At 44.7% G+C, this 25,160-nt stretch carries 22 protein-coding genes and 1 other annotated feature; of the genes, 7 read left to right on the top strand and 15 right to left on the bottom strand.

What is annotated here, in order from left to right; genetic code table 11:
- Positions 1-52: 52 nt before the first annotated feature.
- Positions 53-2,098 (bottom strand): helicase-associated domain-containing protein, encoded by a 2,046-nt coding sequence (locus AC1DPK_RS28435; RefSeq protein WP_477512351.1) that lies wholly within the window; start codon positions 2,096-2,098, stop codon positions 53-55.
- Positions 2,095-3,798 (bottom strand): DNA repair helicase XPB, encoded by a 1,704-nt coding sequence (locus tag AC1DPK_RS28440; RefSeq protein WP_477512352.1) that lies wholly within the window; start codon positions 3,796-3,798, stop codon positions 2,095-2,097. The genes AC1DPK_RS28435 and AC1DPK_RS28440 overlap by 4 nt, the downstream gene beginning before the upstream one ends.
- Positions 3,799-3,995: 197 nt before the next feature.
- Here AC1DPK_RS28440 and AC1DPK_RS28445 point away from each other — a divergent pair, with 197 nt between their 5' ends.
- A complete protein-coding gene (locus AC1DPK_RS28445; protein WP_339208820.1) occupies positions 3,996-4,841 on the top strand; it encodes a thermonuclease family protein in 846 nt (281 codons plus the stop codon).
- A 57-nt stretch (positions 4,842-4,898) separates the two neighbouring features.
- Here the strand turns inward: AC1DPK_RS28445 and AC1DPK_RS28450 are convergent, their stop codons facing one another.
- Both AC1DPK_RS28450 and AC1DPK_RS28455 read right to left on the bottom strand, forming a co-directional pair.
- Positions 4,899-5,321 carry a CBS domain-containing protein gene (locus AC1DPK_RS28450; RefSeq protein WP_477512353.1) on the bottom strand — a complete coding sequence of 141 codons (423 nt, stop codon included), beginning with the start codon at positions 5,319-5,321 and terminating at the stop codon, positions 4,899-4,901.
- 89 nt (positions 5,322-5,410) lie between these two features.
- Positions 5,411-6,556 (bottom strand): amidohydrolase, encoded by a 1,146-nt coding sequence (locus tag AC1DPK_RS28455; protein ID WP_477512364.1) that lies wholly within the window; start codon positions 6,554-6,556, stop codon positions 5,411-5,413.
- Positions 6,557-6,891: 335 nt separating this feature from the next.
- Between AC1DPK_RS28455 and AC1DPK_RS28460 the strand changes: the two genes are divergently transcribed.
- Both AC1DPK_RS28460 and ftsW read left to right on the top strand, forming a co-directional pair.
- The gene (locus AC1DPK_RS28460; protein WP_076268251.1) at positions 6,892-7,236 is read left to right on the top strand and encodes a YugN family protein; all 345 of its coding nucleotides are present in this window, start codon (positions 6,892-6,894) and stop codon (positions 7,234-7,236) included.
- 10 nt (positions 7,237-7,246) lie between these two features.
- Positions 7,247-8,395 (top strand): putative lipid II flippase FtsW, encoded by a 1,149-nt coding sequence (gene ftsW / locus AC1DPK_RS28465; protein ID WP_477512354.1) that lies wholly within the window; start codon positions 7,247-7,249, stop codon positions 8,393-8,395.
- A 50-nt stretch (positions 8,396-8,445) separates the two neighbouring features.
- Here ftsW and AC1DPK_RS28470 read toward each other — a convergent pair whose 3' ends face one another.
- Complete coding sequence (locus AC1DPK_RS28470; protein ID WP_076268249.1) at positions 8,446-8,829, bottom strand: Asp23/Gls24 family envelope stress response protein; 384 nt, start codon at positions 8,827-8,829, stop codon at positions 8,446-8,448.
- Positions 8,830-9,369: 540 nt separating this feature from the next.
- Here AC1DPK_RS28470 and cax point away from each other — a divergent pair.
- Positions 9,370-10,428 (top strand): calcium/proton exchanger, encoded by a 1,059-nt coding sequence (gene cax / locus AC1DPK_RS28475; protein ID WP_076268247.1) that lies wholly within the window; start codon positions 9,370-9,372, stop codon positions 10,426-10,428.
- Positions 10,429-10,458: 30 nt separating this feature from the next.
- Here cax and AC1DPK_RS28480 read toward each other — a convergent pair whose 3' ends face one another.
- From AC1DPK_RS28480 to AC1DPK_RS28500, 5 genes are all read right to left on the bottom strand, one after another.
- Positions 10,459-10,746 (bottom strand): Fpa/YlaN family protein, encoded by a 288-nt coding sequence (locus AC1DPK_RS28480; RefSeq protein WP_054028048.1) that lies wholly within the window; start codon positions 10,744-10,746, stop codon positions 10,459-10,461.
- A gap of 136 nt (positions 10,747-10,882) precedes the next feature.
- Positions 10,883-11,125, bottom strand: a complete 243-nt coding sequence (locus AC1DPK_RS28485) for an HPr family phosphocarrier protein (RefSeq protein WP_076268246.1) — start codon at positions 11,123-11,125, stop codon at positions 10,883-10,885.
- A gap of 138 nt (positions 11,126-11,263) precedes the next feature.
- Positions 11,264-12,379 (bottom strand): aminopeptidase, encoded by a 1,116-nt coding sequence (locus tag AC1DPK_RS28490; RefSeq protein WP_475448907.1) that lies wholly within the window; start codon positions 12,377-12,379, stop codon positions 11,264-11,266.
- 35 nt (positions 12,380-12,414) lie between these two features.
- On the bottom strand, positions 12,415-13,152 hold the full coding sequence (locus AC1DPK_RS28495; protein WP_477512355.1) for a hypothetical protein: 738 nt from the start codon (positions 13,150-13,152) through the stop codon (positions 12,415-12,417).
- A gap of 123 nt (positions 13,153-13,275) precedes the next feature.
- Positions 13,276-15,249, bottom strand: a complete 1,974-nt coding sequence (locus AC1DPK_RS28500; protein ID WP_477512356.1) for a sensor domain-containing diguanylate cyclase — start codon at positions 15,247-15,249, stop codon at positions 13,276-13,278.
- A 332-nt stretch (positions 15,250-15,581) separates the two neighbouring features.
- Here AC1DPK_RS28500 and rpsD point away from each other — a divergent pair, with 332 nt between their 5' ends.
- Positions 15,582-16,184, top strand: a complete 603-nt coding sequence (rpsD, locus tag AC1DPK_RS28505) for a 30S ribosomal protein S4 (protein WP_054028044.1) — start codon at positions 15,582-15,584, stop codon at positions 16,182-16,184.
- Positions 16,185-16,244: 60 nt separating this feature from the next.
- Here rpsD and AC1DPK_RS28510 read toward each other — a convergent pair whose 3' ends face one another.
- The 3 genes from AC1DPK_RS28510 to tyrS all read right to left on the bottom strand — a co-directional run bounded on the left by AC1DPK_RS28510 (position 16,245) and on the right by tyrS (position 19,707).
- Positions 16,245-17,765 (bottom strand): flotillin family protein, encoded by a 1,521-nt coding sequence (locus AC1DPK_RS28510; protein ID WP_477512357.1) that lies wholly within the window; start codon positions 17,763-17,765, stop codon positions 16,245-16,247.
- Positions 17,766-17,791: 26 nt separating this feature from the next.
- Positions 17,792-18,322, bottom strand: a complete 531-nt coding sequence (locus AC1DPK_RS28515) for an NfeD family membrane protein (protein WP_477512358.1) — start codon at positions 18,320-18,322, stop codon at positions 17,792-17,794.
- Positions 18,323-18,453: 131 nt separating this feature from the next.
- Positions 18,454-19,707, bottom strand: a complete 1,254-nt coding sequence (tyrS, locus tag AC1DPK_RS28520; protein ID WP_477512365.1) for a tyrosine--tRNA ligase — start codon at positions 19,705-19,707, stop codon at positions 18,454-18,456.
- Positions 19,708-19,764: 57 nt separating this feature from the next.
- Positions 19,765-20,069 (bottom strand) — a binding site (T-box leader).
- Positions 20,070-20,190: 121 nt separating this feature from the next.
- Between tyrS and AC1DPK_RS28525 the strand changes: the two genes are divergently transcribed.
- Positions 20,191-23,265, top strand: coding sequence for a transglycosylase domain-containing protein (locus AC1DPK_RS28525; RefSeq protein ID WP_441886041.1), 3,075 nt, complete (start codon positions 20,191-20,193; stop codon positions 23,263-23,265).
- Positions 23,266-23,365: 100 nt separating this feature from the next.
- Here the strand turns inward: AC1DPK_RS28525 and AC1DPK_RS28530 are convergent, their stop codons facing one another.
- The gene (locus AC1DPK_RS28530; RefSeq protein WP_477512359.1) at positions 23,366-24,325 is read right to left on the bottom strand and encodes an aldo/keto reductase; all 960 of its coding nucleotides are present in this window, start codon (positions 24,323-24,325) and stop codon (positions 23,366-23,368) included.
- Positions 24,326-24,549: 224 nt separating this feature from the next.
- Between AC1DPK_RS28530 and AC1DPK_RS28535 the strand changes: the two genes are divergently transcribed.
- Positions 24,550-24,933 carry a VOC family protein gene (locus AC1DPK_RS28535; protein WP_477512360.1) on the top strand — a complete coding sequence of 128 codons (384 nt, stop codon included), beginning with the start codon at positions 24,550-24,552 and terminating at the stop codon, positions 24,931-24,933.
- A 95-nt stretch (positions 24,934-25,028) separates the two neighbouring features.
- Here AC1DPK_RS28535 and AC1DPK_RS28540 read toward each other — a convergent pair.
- Positions 25,029-25,160: IS3 family transposase (locus AC1DPK_RS28540; protein ID WP_477511665.1), on the bottom strand; the 132-nt coding region annotated here is incomplete at its 5' end.

A 25,160-nucleotide genomic window follows, 5' to 3' on the forward strand; every position in this document is an offset into this window, starting at 1 on the left:
TTCGCTAAATTCTACACTATCATATCATATTTAATTAGCCAATAGATAGAGATTATATTGGGCTGCCTTGGCCTGGTATCACTAAGCACATCTCTTCCCACATATCAGGAGTCAGCCTGATCTGCTCTCGCTGCGGGTCATCACGCAGCAGCCCAACAACGGCCCATCCRTCGCCTTGCTGCTCAAGCTTCTCAGGCACAAACGAACGAAGCTCTCTTTCCATGCGAAGCTGGACGGGCGTTTGCCATTGCAAGGCCTTCTCGATTAATTCTTTTCTTGTCGAATGATGGTATGCACGCAGCTGCTTTGTCCACATGGATGGCACAAGCTCCATTTCTGAAAACAATAGCAGTTTTTTCCTAGCGGCTAAATCACTGAGTTCATAATGATGAAGCGGAAAAGATTCATAAATATAAGAAGGAGCGGGTATTTTTGATTCCTCCTTCGGAAGAAGCTCAAGTAAGCGCGATCCCTCTATATCGATACTAACGAATGGGTATTTATATTCGTCATTCGCAAATTCTGTCTGAACCATTTTTCGTGCGGGATATCCTGCTTTTTGCAAACATGCTCGAATCTCACTTATATGAGACTTTTCAACAATGAAATCCAAGTGACCAAGCTTCTCCATCAATAAAGGGGCTACACCAGAATCATTTTCCACTATTGCCGCCATCTCTTCACTATCGCAGCGCAGCAGCGCAACTTCTGCGAAAAAAGTACGGCTAGCACGGCTCGTCCATACTTCCAACAAAGCGATTACCGTAGAAGGCAAATGATCTCCGCCTGATGCCTGCTCAAGAAAGCTTTGAATGGAGGCTCTTGATCTTCCTTGCTCCAGCGCCCTTGTAATTGATGCTGCTTCAAGACGGTAAACAGAAACCTGCTCATCTGATTTGCGTTCAGCTATCAGCTCCAGCTCCCACCTTATCCAGAAGGGACATTCTGGCTGTACAATTAATTCCCCATTCGGTTGAACAGTAACAACTGCATCAAGCGCCTGCACCTGCATCGGAGGCTCTTTACGTAATGGAGCAGCTGCTTTCCATCTGAAAAAAAACTCATTGTCCGCTGCTTGCTGACAATCTACTAGCTCCATCCAGCCTAGATTATGCCATAAACCAAACCAGCTTGGCCTTGGTTGAGTTCGATTTATGTTTTGCTCCGGGCCTATATCGGCAACAATCCGATTCTCATGAAGCCACGTATCCACACGCTGATTAGAATACCATTCACCTGCTTGAAGACTCGTCAACGAGGCAGCCAAATGGGCGTTTCCACCTGCGGCTGGAAGCAGCAGCGCCAAGCACCAATTCATTAATTGATATTCTCTGACAGTCTCATCAAGCATTAGCCACTTTTTAAGCTGGTCATCATTCCATTTCAATGCCCCATTCACTGCTGTTAACAGCCCAAACGCAAAACCTGCTTCCAAAATGAAGGCAACCTGTACAGGATAAATATCTGAGTAGGACCATTTCAGATCAAATGATTTAAGCCAGCACTCCTCCAAATCTGCAGCCTGCAGCAGCTTAGCAACCGTCTTCTTGGGAAGCGTGCCGTTTGTCGTAAGAGATAAGCCGCTTCTCCCCAATAACGAAAAGGCACTGAGCAGCTGTCTGCCAAGCGGCCTGCAATAAGGTCGCATGACACCATTCATTAGTCTTTCCCTCTGAAGCTCAGTCAGCGCCTCAGCTTTGTATGGGAATAACATCCTCTGCCACACTGCGAAACATTCTACAGGCATAAAATACAGACTCTCTCCCCATACTTTATGTACCGTGAATAATACGCCCCATTCCTCAAGCTCTGCCAATGCGAGCTGACATTCCGCCCCTGAGAGGCTTGTGTTGTTCCGAAGAACTTTAAGGAGCCGTTCTCCGTCTGCGGGAGCAGCTGCAAAATAACGCAGCATTTCCGTCAATACTTCCGCTGCATACGGCGAGAGCATAGAAACAGCTTCTCGGATTGTCTCATCGTCTACCGCTGCTTCTCCCCATGACAGGCCTCTTTGACCAGCTTTCTGCCAAAGCGGTCCCTCCATCATATGATCCAAGCGCTCAGCGGATAACTTGCCTAGCAGCTGTTTCATTTTCATAGAGCAGCAGCCTCCTCAAGCTTGTCCTCATCATCCGGCAAGCTAAGTCTCTCGTAGTGATACCCTTGCTCCAGCATAAAAAGCTGTCTTTTCATCGCAAATTCCGTTTCCTTCGTCTGATCCGTTACAATGGTATAAAACCATGCGCAATTGTTAATCGCTTTTGGCCGCAGCAATCTCCCAATCCGCTGAGCTTCCTCTTGCCGTGAGCCAAAGCTGCCGGATAATTGAATGGCTACGGATGCATCAGGCAAATCCACTGCAAAATTAGCTACCTTGGATACGATTAACACTGATATGTCGCCTGCTTTAAAGCTGTCATAAAGCATTTGTCTCTCGAGCTGCGGCACCTCTCCCGTCAGCAAGGGAGCGCCAATAACTGCGGACAGCTCATGCAGCTGGTGCAAATACTGGCCAATAATTAAAGTCGGTTTACCTGCATGCTCCTGCAATAGCTGCTCTACAACTTTGATTTTTGCAGGATTTTCCGCAGCCAATCTGAGCTTGGAACGCGCAGAGGCCTGTGCATACAAAGCCGCTTTACTTATATGTAGTGGAACCCTAATCTCTGTGCAAGCTACTGCCGCTATATACTCGCCAGCCTCGGCTGTCTTCCATTGCATGTCGAACTGCTTCGGACCTATTAATGAATATACATCCTCAGCACAGCCATCCTCACGTACGAGTGTCGCGGTTAAGCCAAGCCGTCTTGTCGCTTGTATATCTGCAGTCATCCGGAAGACTGGAGCTGGCAGCAAATGCACCTCATCGTAAATAATTAGTCCCCAATCCCGTTCGGAGAACAGCTTCATATGGGTAAAAGGAGACTCCTTGGATTTGCGATGCGTCAAAATATTGTAAGTTGCTATCGTAACAGGGCGTACCTGCTTCAATGTGCCGCAATATTGACCTACATCCGCATCCAACAGCGACGTTTTATCCAGCAGCTCGTCTTTCCATTGTTTTACGGAGGTAGAATTAGAAGTAAGTATAAGTGTTGCTCTGCCCAAACGAGCCAATGCGGCTATGCCCACAATGGTTTTACCCGCTCCGCAAGGCAATACGATTACGCCGCTTCCGCCTTCCACTTTGCCTTCCTTATAAAAAAGCTCGACAGCAGCCTGCTGATAGTCCCTTAAATCAAACAAACGATTTCGCAGCGTATGCTTCCTCAGCTCTACCGGTAGCTCCTCGCCCACATGATAGCCTGCTAGATCAATGACAGGATATCCAAGTCGTGTCAGCTCCTGCTTCAAGGCGCCTCTACAGCCTTCATCAAGCTCCCAAGCGGCATGAAGCCGTGCTTTTACCCAGCTTGTTATTGACGGTTGTTCCGAAAGCTCATCCAAAATAGCTTGTTCTCCGTGCAGCATCAGTTTGTTCGATTCCGTAGACAACCAAAGCTTGCCATATCTGCTAATCAGTTTGCGAATCATTACCTCCGCTTGAAATGGCAGCTCGTATCTGCTGTATTCTGTTAGCCAACCTATGATTTCTTCGCCAGTAATCCCAGCTGCTGCTGCATTCCAGAGAGTCAAAGGTGTCATTCGATAAGTATGGATCGCTCCAGCTCTTCTAATTGCATCCATGAAGAGAACGAGCTTATCTCTAGCTTGCTGTGCATGTGGCTTGCGTTCATCAAGCAGAACCATTAAGTCTGATTGCACAATTAATGGCCGATCGTTTGGATGCTGCATCATTCTCCTCCTTCAAAAATTCATCAAAACGGCCTCTCAAAAAAATAGCCTAGATCTTGCTCTTCCTCACAGTATGAAGAAATTAACACCATTTTATGCTTTAAGTATCTGGACAACTGCGCGATTTTTATGTTCAAGATGTGTTATAGTAATAAGAAGATTGTATATAAACTGCAAATTGGGGTGGAGGTACCGCATCTATGAAAAGAATTATAATCATTCTCCTCATGCTCATTTGCATGCCGCTTGCCGGCTGTACGGCCATTTCCGAGCTTTCTTCGAACGTTATACAAACCAACCAATGGTATCAGGTAGCTGGCTTTATAGATGGTGATACTTTCAAAATCAAAACAGGTTCTAGTGAAACGACGATTCGACTACTTTACGTAGATACGCCGGAGACCAAGAAACAAGATAGTCCAGCCGATCCATTCGGACCCGAAGCTGCTGCCTTCACTGAGACGCTTCTGACAGAGTCGCAAGAGGTTAGGCTTACCTTCGATAAGGAGCTTAAAGATCGCTACGATCGTACGCTGGCAATCGTGGAGCTGAAGGATGGACGAATATTAAACGAGGCACTCATTGAGGAAGGTCTTGCGAAGGTACTCATCATAGAGCCTAACGTCAAGATGGAAAACGCATACAAGCAGCTGGAGCAGCAAGCTGAACAAGCGAAGCAAGGTTTATGGAGTAATGATGCCGAAATTAATCACACAAGCTTCCCTGTAAAAAAAGCGGCGCGAAGCGGCATTACGATTGAGGTGGACAAACAAGCCGAGCTTGTCACCATAACGAATACGACGGATGATGCCATTCAAATGAAAGGCTGGAAGCTGGTTAGCGTTCGAGGCAATCAAACCTATCCGTTTGGCCAATATGTCCTGAATGCACAGAAAAGAGTAGTCATTTCCTCAGCAGACGAGGTGCGTTCATCAGATGATGACCTGCTCCTTTGGGGAGCAACAAATATTTGGAACAACAAAGAATCGGACCCTGCGGAGCTCTATAACGAATACAATGAATTAGTAGCCGTATGGGAAGACTAATAACAAATAAGGCTGTCCAAGCGCGTTTAACAGCGCACTCGGACAGCCTTATTTATATTAATGAAACGTTGGAGGAGATGCTGAATACTCTTGCTCCGAAATTGAGCTAAGCGCCTCCCCGGCTTCATCGGCAAAAATATCTCGTACAGCAAGATCTCCGATTGCCAGAATCCCTACTAGCTCTCCATCATCCACAACCGGAAGTCTGCGTATCTGCTTAGATGCCATCAGCTCCGCGGCCTCATCGGGAGATGCGTCAGAAGTTATCGTAGCCACATCGGTACTCATTACCTCAGCAACTGCAGCTGAGCCAGGATGCTTCTCTGCATATCCTTTTACGACTAAATCTCGATCAGTGACTACACCTATCAGCTTCTTGCCATCTACAATTGGAATAAATCCGATATCATGTTCCTTCATTTTTACAGCAAGCTCATATACATTATCAACCAAAGTCGCTGTGACACAATCTGCCGACATAATTTGTTTTAACGTTTTCAGCTAAAATACCTCCTCGATTATAAGTTACGAGGTTTAGCATAACCTTTTTAGAACCTGAGCATCCGCTTTTACGCGGTTGAAACAACTCCGCTCGCATATTCCTCAGCCATACCAATAAGAAGTCTGGCTGCCTGCTGCATCGCTCTCTCGTCAATGTCGAATTTAGGGTGATGATGCGCATACGTCGCACCGCAGCTCTCATTGCCAGCACCAACAAACATAAAGCAGCCAGGTACTTTTTCCAAGTAATAAGAAAAATCCTCAGCAACCGTAATGGCTTCCGAACGCACAACCGCGCTTTCACCGAACAGCCTTTCGCCAACCTTGAAGAAACGCTCAGCCTCTTCTTCATCGTTTACGACGGGCGGATAACCAATCCTCATCTGGTAATCGAATTCCGCGCCATGCATTTGGCATATATGCGTGACAAGCGACTTGAGCCGGTCATGTATCATCATTCTCGTCTGCTCGTCAAACGAACGGACAGTTCCTTTTAATCTGCAACGTTCCGCAATGACGTTATTGGTCGTACCTGCTTGGAAAGAACCAATAGTCACCACTGCCGGATGCAGCGGGTTCACATTGCGGCTTACAATGGATTGGACGGATTGCACAAGCGTTGAACCAATCATAATCGCATCAATAGCTTGATGCGGCAACCCCCCATGACCGCCTCGTCCGACAATATCAATAACGAATTCATCCGCAGCAGCCATAAAGGCTCCTGGTTTGGACGACACCAAGCCATATGCGAGCGGTGTCCACAGATGAACGCCATAAATGACGTCTACTCCATCCAGTGCTCCATCCTGAATCATCGGCATTGCTCCGCCAGGTGTAACCTCTTCGGCTGGTTGGAACAACAGTCTGCGCTCACCGCAAATAGCGGATCGATTCGCCGAATAATAAGACGCAATCGCTAGAAGCGTAGATGTATGTGCATCATGACCGCATGCGTGCATAACGTTTGGCACCTTAGACGCATACTCGCATTTTTTCTCATCTTGAATAGGAAGTGCATCAATGTCAGCCCGCAGCGCTATGACCGGTCCTGGTTGATCTCCCTTAATGGTTGCAATTAGTCCATGTCCGCCAACCCCAGTCTGGACCTCTATGCCCAGCTCGCTTAATTGGGTAGCAATCCAGCTTGACGTTACACGCTCATGGAACGAAAGCTCAGGATATTGATGAAGATGTCTGCGCCAATTCATCATTTTTGGAAATAGCTGCTCTAGCTGTAGATCTACGATATCCTCTGTTTGCAAATCGCAAACCCCCTTACATTTTCAAAAAAACTACGAATCCTATCATGCCATTTAGTTTACCAGATGAACGGCTTAATTAGGAAGCAAATGCATCACTAAATCGTTAGGAATATTAGTTTTCTTCAAAATGTCACTTTTGTTCACAACAAGGGGTGGGAGTAAGGGTTGCGCTTGCTGGGGAAACATACTATCATGAGAAAAGAATGTACAACTCTGTCTTTTGAAATGGAAGCATATGCTAGTAAAGTCAGTTTTGCTTCACAAAACCTTTGGGAGGAACTACCATGATTATTGAAAATACCGGCTTAAACGGTGTTAAAAGCGAACTTGACCACTTAGACGAATCTGCTGAAAAAGTTGGTTTTGTCCGTTGGCAGTGGGAATACTATCGCGCTACATACGACTTGAAACTTGAGGATCACGCTAGCGGATCCGATTATTATTTGAGAATTACAACAAGAGCCATTGAAGGTAAGCTTGAATCACCTCATGCCGTTCTAATTATCGAATCGGTTTATATCGGACGCTCCACTTTCCCGCATGGCCTTGAGTATGAGTCCCCGATTCCACAGCCAATTATGAGTACGGCGACGCAAAGACTTCAGCAATTGAAACAATTGTTAGCGTAACGGTGCAGTCATGAAAGCCACGCAGAACGGTAGCCGTGGAAGACCGGACTTTCTGCTTCTCATTTTAACTCTTCTGCTCGTTGGCTTTGGGCTTGTAATGGTATTTAGCGCAAGCTCAAGTGTCGCTGTCGTAACAGAAGATGATGCCATGTATTTCACCAAGCGCCAGTTCATGTGGGCTGGCCTTGGCATAATGGTTATGTTATTTATGATGAATTTGCGCTATCAGGTTTTCAAACGCCTTTTCATGCTATTTTTCATTCCAGTAGTCATCATGCTCATGCTCGTTCCGTTTATTGGTAAGGAGATCAATGGTGCACATAGTTGGTTCGGGATAGGTTCACTTGGCATACAGCCAACAGAACCAGCCAAGCTGGCCATCATATTGTATCTTGGTGCTCTTATAACGAAGAAGGGCGATAATTTTCGGAGCTTCAAAAAGGGGCTGCTGCCGGTTATCATTATCGTCGGCTTCGTTTGCGGCTTGATTATGATGCAGCCCGATCTTGGTTCCACTTTAGTGCTTGCTGCATGTGCTACGGTCATGATTATGGCTGGCGGTGCGAATTTAAAGCAGGTATTTATGTCAGGAACGATTATCGGCCTCTTTCTCACCGTCATATTCAGTATCTCGATGGCGATTGATCCAAAACCTTGGAAATACCGAATTGATCGGCTTACCGTGTTTAGAGATCCGCTCAGCGATTCTCAGGATACCGGCTGGCATCTCGTGTCGTCACTGCAAGCCTTTGGTCACGGCGGTTTAACCGGTGCCGGATTCGGTGAAAGCGTCCAGAAGCTGCATTATCTGAAATATCCCTATAATGATTTTATTTTTGCAATCATTGGAGAAGAGTTAGGCTTTATTGGCAGCGCCCTCTTCTTGCTCTTTTATTTATTTTTCTTATGGCGTGGCCTTATCGTTGCACTCCGCTGTCCTGATCATTACGGCACAGTTGTTGGTGTTGGCATTGTCGGCTTGATCGCCATTCAGGCTTTTGTCAACATAGGCGGCGTTACTGCGGCAATACCGCTGACAGGCGTTACACTTCCGTTCATAAGTTATGGCGGCTCATCCCTGCTATTTTGTCTAATGTCTATCGGCGTATTGTTAAGCATATCGAGGGAAGCAAATCGTGTAGAACCTACAAAGCGCTAATGGAATCAAAAAAAGGGTGCCTCTTTTACAAAAGAGGCACCCTTCTTTATTTACTTCAATCGCTGCTGCTGAACTTCTTCCAGCTCTTCTTCTTTGAAGGCAACGCCTTCTACCTTCACATTCACTTCAACAACGTGCAATCCTGTCATATTCTCAACAGATTCACGTACATTCAGTTGAAGCTGACGACATACCTCTTGAATCGGAATGCCGTAATGAACAATAATACGAAGATCAATGGCCGCTTCCGTCGTTCCTACTTCAACTGAAACGCCTTTTTGCACGTTCTTTCCGCTCAGCCGTTTGGCGAGTCCTTCGGAAATGCCGCCCGACATTGCCGCAATGCCTGGCGTTTCAAGCGCTGCGAGTCCAGCTATCGTTGCTACTACATCATCAGAGATTCGGATAAGACCCGTTTGAAGTTCTTCTGTCATGTGACTCACTCCTCATTTTGCCATATAGGCTTATTATAGCAGACGGACAATACCACAGCAAAGCTGAGTGTTAAAAGCTTTTGTGAACAAGATGCTATTCAGGCTAAATGTTTATAAATTGATAATTCTTCCACCATTCGCGCTTGCTAGCTTTTAATTCACCGTCGTTACGAAGGAGTAAATCTTAAACATATTAATGTTGGCAAGCATAACAATTTCCTTTAGCTCCGCGTTCTCGTCTTTGTAATTGATAACGAGATACAAATGTTGATTCTTTTTCGTCCATGAAGCTTTTGAGCCAGGCATATCATTAATGATCGTTCGACCAGCCAGGCTTCTGTCGAATTCCGTAAGGTTTTTATCCTATTATCATTCTACCAACTTTCTCCAATATGTGACAATAACTTTATCTCGTCGTTTATTTTCCATGAATCAGATAAACATATCGAATGCACCTTTTAACTGGTAAAGTTTACATGCTTGCTTATTTCCGCTATAGTATTATCAGGTTTTCAGCAACTATTTGAAGAGGTGAACGCTTTGAATCAAAAATGGTTTTTCTCAGGGTTAATCCTCATGTTTGCACTTAGTGCCATCGGTCATTACGCCCACTGGGATAACACAGTCCAATTTATCATTTCAGCCATCGCGATCATCTTTGTGGCCGGTTTTCTTGGTAAAGCCACGGAGAGTGTCGCACATTATGCAGGTCAAAGGCTGGGCGGCTTCCTCAATGCAACCTTCGGAAATGCCGCAGAGCTCATCATCGCGATATTTTTGATTAAAGCGCAGCAATTCGATATGGTAAAAGCGAGCTTGACAGGGGCTATTATCGGAAATCTATTGCTCGTTTTGGGTCTTAGCATATTGCTTGGCGGGTTGAAATATAAGGAGCAGCAATTTAACGGTCGATTAGCTGATCACAATTCTACGCTCATGATCATGGCTGTCATTGGTCTTTTTGTGCCAGCTGTATTCGTTGTTTCAGAGAAGTTTTCGTTTGAGAAGGATCAGTTTCTAAGTCTTGCTGTTGCAGGAATTCTGATTTTAGCTTATATTCTGTGGCTGGTGTTCTCCATGGTTACTCACAAGGATATGCTCTCTGATGTCGTCATGAATGCAGATCATGGTGAAGAGCCAGCCTGGTCAAAAGGAAAGTCAATCTTCTTCCTCCTCCTAGCTACCGTTATGGTGGCCTTTGTGAGTGAATGGCTTGTACATACCCTTGACGCATTCAGTGCGAAATTTGGCCTGTCTGAGCTGTTTATAGGGGCATTCGTAATCGCTATTGTCGGTAACGCGGCGGAGCATAGCGCTGCTGTCATGCTGGCAATGAAAAATAAGATCGGCGCAGCTGTAGAAATCGCAATCGGCAGCAGCTTGCAAATTGCTTTATTCGTAGCGCCTGTGCTCATTCTCGTTAGTAGCTTATTTGGAAACACGATGGATATTGTATTCACGCCTATCGAATTAACTGCCATCGGCGTTTCTGTCTTTATTGCCAAATCAGTTTCGCGTGATGGACGTACGAATTGGTATGAAGGTGTGCTGCTTATTATGGTCTATGTCATCCTCGGTATTGCGTTCTACCTTGTGTAAACAAAAAAAAGAGTAGTCTCCATTTGGAGGCTACTCTTTTCTTTCCAGTGCTTCGTATAGCATAGCTAAATTCCGCTCTAATCTACTCACTATTTCCTTGCCAGCCAGCTCTGCAATGAGTCCGGCGCGAACAGCAAAGTCAACCTCTCGCGAGAATCCATACATTTGTGTATCTAGCACTTCTTCGTAAAGTGGACATTGACGAGTAGTCAAGTTTTCCATCTGAACTTCGATTAGCTTTTCTATTTTACTCGCATCTTCTTGAAGGAGACGAAGCGCTTTCTCATGCAATTGTACCGTAATTTCCGGTGAAGACATCGTTTTCCCCCCTGTGCGCGTATCCGCCGTCTTCTATACCACTATATTAGACGAAATAGAGCGATTATACAAGGTCAAAACAGAAAAGCACCTCTTCAAAAGTGAAGAGGTGCTTATTCGTTAAAAATATGATCTACTAATCCGTAATAACATTAACATTTAAGTTGTGCTTAGCAAATACAGCAGCCATTGCTGCTTTTGCTTCCTCAGCATCCGGTCCGTGTACATGAAGTTCGTACGCATGTCCGCCTACTAGTGTAGTGAAAAGTCCGAGGATGCTTTTTACATCAATATATTTGCTCTCGGCTTGCAGAACGATGGATGAAGTGAATTGGCTAGCCGTTTGGGAAATTTCTACGATTGCTGCGTTGTTGGACATGGGAGATCCCTCCAGTTAAATTAGTAAAGCTTACCTTTGTCACCATGATAACCCGAAAAGAAGCATCCAGCAAGAGGTAAAATGAAAAACGCTTTATTTTCCATTTATTACATAGGAATACGATTCGAGCGTAATTGCTTATTTGAGGTTTTCAGCATTTAACCCTTCAAGCTCTGGAATGACGAAAACGCCATCTTTGCGAATAAGTACATCATCAAAATAAATTTCGCCACCGCCGTATTCTGGGCGTTGAATAAGTACGAGATCCCAATGAACAGCGGAACGGTTGCCATTATCCGTCTCTTCATAGGCTTGACCTGGCGTAAAGTGCAAACTGCCGGCAATTTTCTCATCAAACAAAATATCATTCATGGGATGCAAAATATGCGGATTAAATCCGATTGCAAACTCACCAATATAGCGAGCGCCTTCATCCATGTCTAAAATTTCGTTCAAACGAACATTGTCATTGCTTTCTGCTTTTACGATTTTGCCGTTTTCAAATGTCAGTGAAATATTTTGGAACGTAACGCCAGAATAGACGCTAGGCGCATTGTAAGTAATCGTACCTTGCACCGAATCGCGAACCGGAGCTGAGAACACTTCTCCATCGGGAATATTTCGGTGGCCAGAACATTTTTTCGCTCCGATATTCTTAATCGAGAAGCTTAAATCCGTGCCTGGCGATACAATCCGCACACGATCTGTTTCACTCATCAGCTTCTGAAGCGGGTTCATCGCTGCGTCCATTTTGGCATAATCCAAGTTACATACATCAAAATAGAAGTCTTCGAAATCTTCCGTACTCATATTGGCCAGCTGAGCCATGGATGGGCTAGGATAACGCAAAACGACCCATTTTGTTTTTTTAACGCGCTGTTCGGAGTGCACTGGATTTCTATAAATTTGATCGTATAGGCGCATGTTCGCATCAGGAATTCCAGCAAATTCATTCACATTGTCTCCTGAGCGTACAGCGATATATCCTTGCATATTTTTCATCCGCTCCAAATCAAGCGACGACCAAAGCTCCATTTGCTCCTTCGTAGCATGCTTCAGCAAAGTACGAAGAACAGAACGATCACTCGATTCTACAAACGGCCTTCCGCCCCGCCTTGCAACCTCTTCTATTAAACACTTGGTTAGCTCGCGTTCTGAACCAACCATGTCAATTAGCACATTCTCCCCTGCTTGAACATCGATAGAATATTCGACTAAATTTCGCGCTAGCTTTTGCAATCTTGGATCACGCATGTAAAATTCCTCTCCTTCTAACTTTCGATCATAAACTAATCCATCGTAACACGTTTATGCATCTGCTGAACAGTGTTGCTCAACGCACCGTTAAAGGATTGAAACCTTACTGTCGTGTATCTTGATTCAGAAAATGGACGTTTGTTATAGGTGTACTGAAAGGATGTTTTCTCTTCCATCTTCAGCGGAAGCAGCTTCGTGCGGTCGATAACGAGCTCATACTCCGTGGCCGCCTGCATGGTCGAAAGCATGGCATCAAGCTGGCTGCGCGATCGTGCCAATTCCTCCATCCATTCTTGGTGAAAAGGCTTATCTTTGGAAGGCATGTTTGCTCCAAGCTGATCTAGCTGCTGCCGCAAACGCTGTTCCCATTTCTCCTTTGAATCCTTTGCATTCTCAGTAATCAACAGCGTTACGGTTTTCTCATCGTTGCTGCCGTTTACGATCCGAACCTCATCATTGGACTGATTCAACGTCTCAAGCACCTTTACTGGATTCCAATGCATCGTTTCCTGACTATTCGTCTGCAATGTCAACTGCTGATGATCCACGACCTTGCCTTCGAACACTTCCGGTTTAAAAGCTAGACCACCGTCTGTCTTTATGCTCATCGACCCTGTAAAATAATATTGATCCGTTGCGGCAAGCCCCGAATAAGACAAAGACAGCCATTCCTCAGGTGAACGATGTTTACCCACATTTCCGCATCCGGCAATCGAGAGCATGAATACAAGCGTGACCACAATTACGCTAATTGCTTTCTCTTTTTTCATATGCTTACCTCCCGTCCAACATGTTCTATAGTAGCGTCCCTAACCTGCAAGCTCATTATTCCAAATAGGAACAAAAAAAAGGATGCTGCAATCAGCATCCTTCTCTTTATAATGTTCATGATTTTAGTTTTGACCAACAATGATGCAATTTCTTCCATTATGCTTAGCTTCATAAAGTGCCATATCTGCACGATAAAATAAAGACTCAACGCTAATTTTCTCATCCTCAAACTTCCATTCGGATACGCCGCAGGATACGGTTACGACAGGATCCGTTTCCATCTCCACATGTACCCGTATTCGTTCGGCGATGCGGTACGCTTGCTCAGCCCGAATGCCTGGCAAGTAAATCGCGAGCTCTTCACCGCCCCAGCGCGCGGCAATATCTCCTTGCCTGATCGATCCTCTAATAATATTGCTCACCTGTATGAGTATACGATCACCAACTTGATGTCCATACGTATCATTGATGCGTTTAAACAAATCGATATCTACAAGAATAAGTGAGCCGAATGGATCTTTGCGCTGACGGTTTTGAATTTGTTCATTTAAATAGTGGCGAGCATGCAAGCCAGTTAAGTTATCAGTTATAACCATCCGGCGCACTTCAGCGTGCAATGAAGCATTCGTTACAGCAAGTCCAATGTGCGTGCTCATCACTTGAAGTAATTTATAATTATCGTAGGAGAAGAAATTTGGCGCTTTGTGTGTAATCAAAATAACACCAACGACCTCTCCATCAACCATTATGGGTGAGGCGATAAGCGATCTTGAACCAGTATTATCCATTAGCTTGGACGTTACAACACGAGTATGCCAGTAATCGGATATGATCATTGGCTCCTTGGTTCGATAAACCATTCCGCAGAACCCGTAATCGGGCAAAAACTGCTCGCTCGTCAGGGATGGAAAATTACTGGACATGACGATGAATTGATTTTTTTCTTTGTTAAGCTGCAAAACACAGCAATAATCCGCATCAAATATCGTTAAAAGCTCAGTGGTAGCAAATTGAAAAATTTCTTTGAGCCTAAGCGACTGGTTTAATCGTTTCGTAAGCTCATTAATTAGTCGCAGCTCATTAATAAGCAGATTAGATTGCTCATACAGCTTCGCATTCTCGAAGGCTGATCCCGCAGTATCCGCCAGCTGCAGGAAGGCAGGCAAGTCTGCTTCATCCCATTTGCCTGGACCTATATACAAACAAAGCACACCATACGCGGCTTGTTTGCCGTTCATTGGAACAGCCAGCCTAAGCGTACCATCTCTGTCATGCTCCGTAACCGATTTGCCATTCAAAAAAGCCTTGGTGACGAGATCATGCTCCAAGTTTTTGAAAACAAGCGGCTTTACACGCGGATCACCGTTTAAGTGGTCCTGTGACAAATACAAATGAACTTCCGAGTTTGGATAAAGCTGTTCCAGGCTGCTAAGCAATTCCGATAGCACCGATGCAACATCGATTTGATCATAAAGCCGTTTGGCTGCTTGAAACAATGAATCTCTTCTACTTGCTTCCTGCTCAGCCCGCTGCTGCTGCAAAAGCAAATCCTTTACATAAAGCTGTTCAAACTTATGGTAAAAGCAGCTGCGAAAATGCAATGAGCACATTTGAAGCTGCGCGATGTCCTTCTGATGACCAATTGGAGACACATAAGCAAGAATACAAAAAACAGCACCATCGCCTCGCCTATGAATAGGCACTGCTGCTGTAAATAGATCATCTGCTTCATTATGGCAAGATAAACCGCTGCTTATAACGCTTTGGACAACCTTTGCAAGCGCAGCATCGCGTTTCTCGCAAGCCTCAGCGTCATAAAGACCTTCAGATGAGATCTCTTCCGCTTCATTATTGAATATCACAAATTCACCAGCCTCAAATGAGGCTAATCCTGATGTTTCACTTACCCACTGATTGAAACTGTCTTGGAACAATGGTGATAGCAAGGGCTTGTCCGCATCGCTAATATCTTCGCTGATGAACCAAATCGGTTGTGACTCTGCTGATGTATCCACAATTGTTGATGTTTTACGATATGCAAAATTGCTATTCATTCGATCAACCATGCAGCCCCAACCCTTCCATCTGTCAACCAAGGTGATGAGCTTCCTATTTTCACTTAATATTACAATCATCATACTCCATTTTTGAGAAATTTGCACTACTATGTATTTAAAATATAGGTCTTTCGATGTGTTTCAAACATCATTAAATTTCCTTAGTGAACCTTGACAACAGCTATCTATTTCATATATTATTTATTGATGAATAGATGGGCGTACGGTTTTGTGTCACCCTCATGAAATACGTTCACTATAGGCCAGCGGCTGACTAGCCTATCAGGGACGAGCTTGCTCGAACATTGAACGTATTCGGCGAAACACAACCCCATTCACAAATTTATTTGATGAAGGAGTTAATATTACGTATGTCACGTTATACAGGACCTAAATTTAAACTAAGCCGTCGCCTTGGAATCTCTTTGAGCGGAACGGGTAAAGAACTTGCAAAACGCGCTTTTCCACCAGGTCAACACGGCCCTAACCAACGCAGAAAAATGAGCGGTTACGGCGTTCAATTGCAAGAGAAACAAAAGCTTCGTCACATGTACGGTTTGAACGAAAAACAATTCCGCAACTTGTTTGACAAAGCGGCAAAAATGAAAGGTAAAGCCGGTGAAAACTTCATGGGCCTCCTTGAAAGCCGTCTTGACAATCTCGTTTACCGTCTTGGCCTTTCCAACTCCCGTGCAGGAGCTCGTCAGTTGGTATCACATGGTCACGTAACTGTAAACGGCAAGAAAGTGGATATCGCTTCTTACAGCGTTTCTCTTGGCGATGTAATCGGTTTGCGCGAGCGCAGCCGCAGCCTTAGAACAATTAAAGAAGCTATGGAAGGTCGTCATCACCTTCCGAACTACTTGGAGTTCAACGATCAAGCAATGGAAGGTAAATTCCTTCGTCTGCCTGACCGCGGTGAGCTTTCCCAAGATATCGACGAGAAACAAATCGTCGAATTCTACAGCCGTTAATAAACAAAAAAACCTTGAACCATTTGGTTCAAGGTTTTTTTCTGTTTACACTGCCTTACTTTATTGTTCAGGAAGCTTAATTACAGCAGGAGCAGCAATATCAACCGGCTTGCTAGGCACTGCAGGTAGATTACCGCCTCTATTCGTTAGTCCTTTAATGATTGCATTCACGTCGATTCCCGATACGCTCTTCAGCATCTCCGGAGCAGTAGACATTAATGAAGTCACATAATTGCTTATACGAGCCGCCCCTTCGCCATTCCCTGTATCAACGACAGTAAGCTTATCAATGTTGCCGATAGGATCGGCAATTTTGCCAGCCAGCTCAGGAAGCATTTTTACGATAATATCAAGGATTGCAGCTTCTCCAAATTTCTCAAAAGCTTCAGCTAGCTTTTCTTTCGCTTCCGCTTCTGCTAAACCGCGAAGACGAATAACGTCTGCCTCCGCTGTACCTTTCGCTCTCTCTGCTTCTGCAACAGCTAAACCATCCAAACGTTTCTGGGTAGCATGTGCCTTGGCTTCCGCTTCAATACGGTATTGCAGAGCATCAGCTTCATTAAGAAGCTTCGCCTTGTTCGCTTCCGCCGCTTGTACAACTGCGTAACGGTCTGCATCGGCTTTTTTCTTCACTTCTGCATCATACTGCTTCTCACGACGCAATATTTCTTTTCCTTCCAGATCGATCTCACGTTCTTTACGTACGAGTTCAACCTTCATTTGCTCTTCGACTACGTTTTGCTTAGCACGTGCTTCATGAATCGAATAAGCCTGATCCGCTTCTGCTCTTGCTGTATCTTGATCACGTTTAAATGTCGCGACCTTCATTTCCTTTTCTTTCTCTGCTTCCGCAATGTTGGTATCGCGCACTAGCTCAGCCTTTTGACCGGCCTCAGCAGCGAGTGCTTTCTGAATTCTAGCATCCCGAATCGCTTCAGCTTCCGCAATCTCAGCATCTCTTTTGACTGCAGCAATTCGCGGTTTACCTAGCGCGTCCAAATATCCATGTTTATCGCGCAAATCCTTGATCGTGAAGGAAACGATTTGAAGACCCATCTTCTTCAAATCCTTAGCTGCAACCCCTTGCACCTCTTGCGCAAATTTATCGCGGTTGCGATATACCTCTTCAACTGTCATTGAGCCAAGAATTGCGCGCAAATGTCCTTCCAATACTTCCTGCGCTTCACCCTTGAGCGCTTCGGTAGGCTTGCCTAGAAACTGCTCTGCCGCCGTCGCCACATCTTCAACCGCACCGCCAATTTTAATGATCGCTACACCGTCTGCCATGACTGGTACGCCTTGCTCTGTGTATACCTCCGGCGTCGATACATCCAGCTTATGGGACAATAGCGATAGAAACTCAGCCTTCTGGAATATCGGCAGAATAAACGCGCCTCCGCCTCTAATGATTTTCACTTTACGCCCAGATTCATCCGTGCTCGCATTTCGGGAGCCTAGAAATGATCCCGTTACGAGCATCGCTTCGTCTGGACTAACTGTTTTGTAGCGCGCCCAGAAGGCAAGACCTAATATAACAAAAACGCCAACTACAATAGCTGGTATAACATAAATATCTTCCATTGAATTTCCCCCTTATGCTGCTTTAATTAAGATAGATTTACTTCCGATACATACAAAGTGCTGTCCCTTACCTCAACAACGACAACCTTGGAGCCGCTTGTAATTTCAACGCCTTCAAAGCTAGCTGCAATTTGATTCGTAAATCCAGCTCCCACCTTAACCATCACTTCACCATAGCCCTTCGCAGAAATGGGGACCAGCACCTCCCCGAGCTTACCCGACAAATCATTAAGCGAAAAAGCGATCGAATTCTCGCTTTGCTCCATCGGCTTAATGTAGAGAAAGAAAACAGCTACTGCAGCTGTAAGTGCGATGAATAAGGCAATCACCACGATGGCTGTTGAACTAAAGGCAGTGTAGCGTCCGAGTAGGATCCCTGCTCCGCCAAAAGTGGTTATCCCGCCTACTAGCGCAGTCGGCGACAGCCATGAATGACCATCTAAGGATAAAAAATCGAGTGCTCCATCGAGTGCTTGCCCGATCAAATCCCCAAAAATAATACTTACGAGCGCATAAAGGATTCCTCCGACTAGACAAGACATAAATAGCGTCTCCAACTCTCTCCTCCTCCCTTAGTATCCATAACCTGTTAATGCTTCCGTTATTTAATACGTTGAAAACGCTCTTTTGTTTCTAAAAAAATAGAACTTGTTGAATTTTATCATTTCAACAAGCTCTATTATTCCAATTATGTTAATTTAATTTTTATAAATTTACGTTTTCCAACTTGAAGCACGTCGCCATCCTTAGGAGAAATATCCGTATTAATATCAGTTATCTTCTCTTCATTTAGACGAACAGCTCCTTGCTGAACACTTCTTCTCGCTTCACTGCTCGTTGGCAGCAATTCAAGCATAGTGAGCAGCTTCACGATGCGAATTTGGCCATCTTCCAATTGTTCCGCAGCAATCGATACCTCTTCGATATCATCAGGTAGCGCACGTTGTTGAAATACGGTAATAAAATGATTTTCTGACGCTTTCGCTGCCTCTTCGCCATGGTACATTCGTACAAATGTCGCTGCAAGCTGCATCTTCGCATCACGTGGATGTACAGATCCATCTGCCAGTCCAGCTTTCAATGCCGCAAGCTCCTCGTTGCTTAAATCGGTAGCAAGCTCGTAATATTTGAGCATAAGCTCATCGGGAATCGACATCGATTTGCCGTAGATTTGGTTTGGCTCTTCATCTATACCGATGTAATTGCCCAAGCTTTTGCTCATTTTATTTACGCCGTCCAACCCTTCGATCAAAGGAGTCGTAATTACAATTTGGCCTGGTTTATTATATTCCTTCTGCAAGGTTCTGCCCATTAACAGGTTAAATGTCTGATCCGTGCCTCCTAGCTCCACATCGGAATCAAGAGCTATGGAATCGTACCCCTGCATCAGCGGGTAGAAAAACTCATGAATGCTGATCGGCAAGCCGCTTGTGTACCGCTTTGTGAAATCATCACGCTCCATCATGCGTGCAACCGTTACTTTCCCGGCTAGATTTACAACATCCGCAAAGTTAAGCGGTGCAAGCCATTGCGAGTTGTAGTAGAGCTTTGTTTGCTGTGGATCTAATATTTTGTAAATTTGTTTTTGGTATGTTTCCGCATTCCGCTTCACATCTTCTTCCGTCAACTGCTTCCTCGTTTCCGATTTGCCCGTTGGATCACCAATTCTGCCTGTAAAATCACCGATAATCAGCTGAATCTGATGACCGAGTTCCTGAAATTGACGAAGCTTGTGAAGAACAACCGTATGGCCGATATGAATGTCTGGCGCTGAAGGATCAAGTCCTAGCTTTACATTTAATGGCTTTCCTGTTGCGACAGCATTCGCTATTTTATTTTTCAAATCATCCTCAGGTACAATCTCCACAACACCGCGGCGAATGACAGCCAGCTGACGCTCGACCTCACTTTTCTGCTCGCCACTTAAACTTTCCCACTTCACCATAGAACTTTTCCTCCTTTGTATGCGTCTATATAGACATAAAAAATCCTTCCAGCCCCAAGGGACGAGAAGGATTAGCTCGCGGTACCACCCTCGTTAGAGTACTCCTGCCTTTTTTCACATAAAAAAGAGGTACTCTCACTTCGTTGTTGATAACGGAGACGGGCTCCGAAGTGAACTACTACGGCTGATTCGACTGCCCCACAGGCTTTTTTGCCAAAATGTGCAGAGGATTGTCAGTATACGGTTCCTTCACTTAGCTCCAGGCGGTAATTCAACAAGCGGCGCATACCGGTTTCCACCACCCACCGGCTCTCTGAAAGTACGATTCGCTGTCTACTCATGCCCTTCAAAGCATTGATTAGATAAAACATTATTGAATTTATACCATAGCCATGCTGTGAAGTCAATGCAAGGAAAGAATGCGTTACTTTAGCGATTTATGTTATAATAGGTGTGCTATTTGGAGGAGGAGTCATAGAAATGCAAGAAGATCGTCAACCTGCGCCAAACAAAAGAAGCAAATGGCGTACATTTGGAATCGTAACTTTTATAACAGCTAAATGGATGGTATATTTCGGAATCTTCATCGGATTGCTTGCCGGTGGAGCAGTAACTGGTTATGTGGCCGCACTTGTGAAGGACGAAACCGTAAGACCTCGATCTGTTATTGTAGAGAAGATCGGCGAAAATGCCATCACTGGATTTGTTTACTTCAATGATGATTCACTTGTCGGACAGCTAAGAACGTCAGAGGACCGAATGATTATTACATATGATGATTTACCGCCGCAGGTTATTACTGCCGTACTTGGCATTGAGGACAATAACTTTTTGGAGCATCACGGCGTAGACATTAACGGCCTTGGACGTGCAGTAAAGCAAAAGCTTCTAAATGAAGATACGCAAACGGGCGGAAGTACGCTTACTCAGCAGCTTGCGCGACGTGTATTTCTAAGTTTGGACAAAACAGATAGCCGTAAAATTAAAGAAATATTTTTATCGCTGCGAATGGAACGTTATTTAACGAAAGAAGAAATTTTAGCAGCTTATTTGAATAAGGTTCCGTTCGGAAATGGTTCCAGCGGGTATAATTTGTTCGGCATTAAAGCAGCTGCCAAAGGGATATTTGATATTTCGGATCTAAACCAGCTGAATATCGCGCAGTCTGCCTATTTGGCAGGTCTACCGCAAAGGCCTTCTGCCTATACAGCGTTCACAGGTAAAGGTCAATTCAATGAGGCGGGCTTTGAACTCGCGCTTGGACGTCAAAAAACAGTTTTGAAGCGAATGTTCGAGACTGGGCGGATTACTCAGCAAGAGTACGACGAAGCGTCCAAATTCGATATTAGGAAAACGCTGGCTAAGCCAAAAGAAAAAGCCTATACAACCTATCCTTATCTCATGCTTGAAGCAGAACGTCAAGCAGCGGAAATTATGCTCATGGCGCAGGATTCTACTTTAACAAAAGCAGACCTTCGCAAAAAAGAAAATGCTCCGCTTATTGAGGAAGCTCGCGATCATTTGCTGCGCGGCGGCTACCATGTCTATACAACTATCGACAAGGATGTCTACCAGCTCATGCGTGAGATTGGCACTAATGATGAGAATTTCACGCCATACAGCGAGAAAAAAGGGCTGGAGCAGATTGCAGCGATCATGCTCGATCACAAAACTGGCGCTATCGTGGGAATGCTTGAAGGCCGAGACTTCTATGAGGAGCAATTAAACTATGCCACTCAGATGACAAGGCAGCCAGGATCAACGATGAAAACATTGGCGGCTTACCTTCCAGCTATTGAAATGGGGATCATTCAGCCCGCGAGCATAATTGACGATGCTCCAATTGTCCTGAAAGATGGCCAGAAGGGTTTCCATATCCCAATGAACGTAAACCGTAAGTTCGCGGGTCTAGTAACGGCGCGTGAGGCATTAAACCGTTCCTTGAACTTGCCTGCTCTGAAAATTTTCAATGAGGAAGTCAAAATTGAAAATGCTTGGGAGTTCGTTAAAAAGCTAGGCATTACAACGCTGCAGCCGCAAGATGCTTATGCACAAACCGGTGTAATTGGCGGTCTAAGCATCGGCGTATCGGTTGAAGAGCTTACGAATGCATACGGCTCGATTCCGAACAAAGGCGTTTTCAATGATGCTTATATGATTCAAAAAATTACAGATGCAAACGGAAAGATTGTATATGAACACAAACAGGAACCAACACGAGTGTTCTCGGAGCAGAGTGCCTTCTTGATGACGGATATGCTGTCGACTGTTATTTCAAGCAAAAGCGGATCTGCTAACAAATTGAAATCACAATTCGATAAATACGGTGAAATTCCTATTGCCGGTAAAACAGGATCCACTCAAAGCTACGGTGACGTGTGGTTTATGGGCTTCTCGCCAGATATTACGCTAGGCGTGTGGGCCGGTTATGAGGAACAAGTCAACTCCCTATCCGAGGTCGGCAAAACGCGTGCTCGTTCCATCTGGGCACTCATTATGAATAAGATGGCCGAGAAGAAGCCGGAAGTTTTTGTAACTAAAGAATTTGAACGTCCATCCGGCATTGTCAAAGCTACGGTGTCAAGCGCAAGCGGCTTGCTTCCAAGTCAATTAACGAAGCAAGCAGGCATGCTTGTTACTGACTGGTTTAACAAGAAGGATATACCTAAGAAAACAGATGACGCGCTCGTGAAGATGGCTTATATTTCCTTCAATGGCGTTAACTATGTTCCGAACCCAGCTACTCCTAGCGATATGATTAAGGAACAAATCGTTATTAAACGTAAAAAACCACTGGATGTTCTTATGGATGAAATTAAGGCAGCACAGCAGAAACTTCCGGCTAGCAGTCGTCGTCCACTTGATATTTACCTTCCTGCTGATGCAGAAAACAACGCGCCGTCTAAACCAGACCCTCGCGTTGATGATGGAGCAGCTCCACCGCCTCCGGCAAGCGTTAAGCTGCAATCGTCGGATGGCGTGCTTATATTGACATTTAATGATAGTACTGCTGCTGATGTCGTTGGTTACCGCGTGTACCGTTCGGTTAATCAAGGGCCTTATGAGAAGCAAGGGGAATCCATTGTTGTCGGTGCAGACAAACGTATGAAGGTTTATGCATCCAATGCTCAAAACTACACTTATTACGTAACAGCAGTTGATGTAGTCGGCAAAGAGTCAGCACCTAGTCAAATAGTACAATATGGCAGCACACCGAGTACCCCTCCACCGACAACAGGTGGAGACAACTCAAGCGGAAATGGAAGTGGAAATGGTTCTGGCACAACAACAGCACCTTCCACACCTACTGGCTTGCAGGCTGCGAAAACAGATCTAAGCGTACGATTAACTTGGGCGGCTAACAGTGTGTCAGACCAAGTAACGCAATATAATATTTACTACAGTGCAAACAACGATGGTCAATATTCCAAGATCGGATCGACCTTGGAAACAAGCTTTGAGTATGTTGCGCCGCTTATCACAGGTTCCTTCTATATAACCTCTGAAAACGCGAAAGGCGAGTCATCACCATCCTCCAAGCAAACGATCAGCTAGAGGTAAATGAAATAGGCAGCAGCCTCTCACGGGGCTACTGCCTTTTCTTTTGGGAATTTACTATTTAGAAAATGAATATAAGAGCAGCATTCTATGTTTATCAAATGACATAAGATGAATCCGTTTCAAACAAACGGCTTATTTGCTCATAATCTTCTCTGGATAGACGCCATTTGGTTGCAGCCGTATTTTCCTCCAGCTGCTTAACCGTCTTCGCACCAGCGATCACGCTCGTTATTTCCTGCTTATACAATAACCAGTTGATAGCTACCTGGCTTAATGGTTTCTCGATGGCTCTAGCAATTCCAGTAAAGGTTTCGATGATGACAATGTTTTTTATAAATTGTTTATCCGAAAATAAAGGATTAAGCTGCGCGCGAACATCCGTTTTGGGCAGCCTTGTCAAATAATTAAATTTCCCCGTCAACAACCCCTGAGCTAGCGGACTATAAGGAATAAAACCGATTTTTTGCTGCTTCGCATAGGGTAACGCTGCATGTTCAACATCGCGCTGGAACAAGTTATAGGGCAGCTGCAAAGATACAATATTGCTAACGGATTGTGCTGCAACTAATTGCTGAACGTTAAAGTTTGAAACGCCGATATTTCTGATTTTTCCTTCAACGACGAGTTGATTTAACGTTTCAAACGTCTCTTCAATCGGTGTTTTGCCGCTGGGATCGGGAAAATGTACTTGATACAAATCAATATAGTCCGTATTTAATCGCCGCAGGCTCTCCTCTACCTCACGAATTATATTTGCTTTGGATACATTTATACTAAACTGCCCTTGATCGTTCCAGATGAGGCCAGCTTTTGTTGCGATAATGACATGCTCCCTTACGGGCTGCAGCACTTTACCAAGCACTTTCTCGGAATGTCCCAGCCCATAGGATGGAGCGGTGTCATAGAAGGTGATCCCCTGTTCATACGCACGACGAATGACAGCCTCAATCTCGTTATCATCGACTTCTCCCCAGCCTGCTTTCCCAGCAGCCCAAGCTCCGAACCCGATAACGGATGGATAAAGCTCGCTATTGCCTAATTTTCTCTTATCCAACAAGCGAACCTCCTTTACTTAATTATTCCTACCTGATTACTCGGAACTAACATAATTATAATTGTGTCTGCATGAAAGTCAACCCATTTTTTTCAAAATGAACCAGCTGCTTAACTACCGCTCGACAATTATGACTTGACAACTGTTTTCCATCTCCTTATGATAAAAAGCATTCATTATTGCGATAAAATTCCATATTCCCGATTAGGAAGGAAATAAAAACAATGACTAAAAGACGTATTGATCATGTTGGCGTTATGGTAAAAGATATTAATGCTTCTATTTCTTTTTATACTGAAATTATTGGCTTTGAGCTTAAAGGAAGAACGCCTCATACGAATGGAATTATTGAGCTTGCCTTTCTTGGCTTTGGCGGTTCCGATGAAACCGAATTAGAATTAATTCAAGGCTATAATGACAACCTTCCAAGTGAAGGCAAGGTGCATCATTTTGCAGTGACAGTAACGGATGTCCATGCGGAATTTGAACGTTTAAAGCAGCTTGAAGTAACCTTTATCGATGAGGGCATCACTGTACTTCCGAACGGATACCAGTACTTTTTTGTAAGCGGACCTGACGGTGAGCGAATCGAGTTATTTCAGCGGTAATGAATGCTCGAATAAAACACGAAAAAGAGGATGGCCCCTGATCTGATCAGGTAAACTGACCCCTTAGACAAGGACACTTTGAAAAGAAAAGAGCACTAAGCCACACTTAAGAGATGATTCCTGTACTGAACAGGAGTCATCCTTTTTTGTTTCCACTGATATCTATGATGATTGTAATAACGAATATAGCGATTAATTTCTCGTTCTAATTCAGCCAAGGTTGTACA

Source organism: Paenibacillus sp. 01T424, from assembly GCF_056398745.1.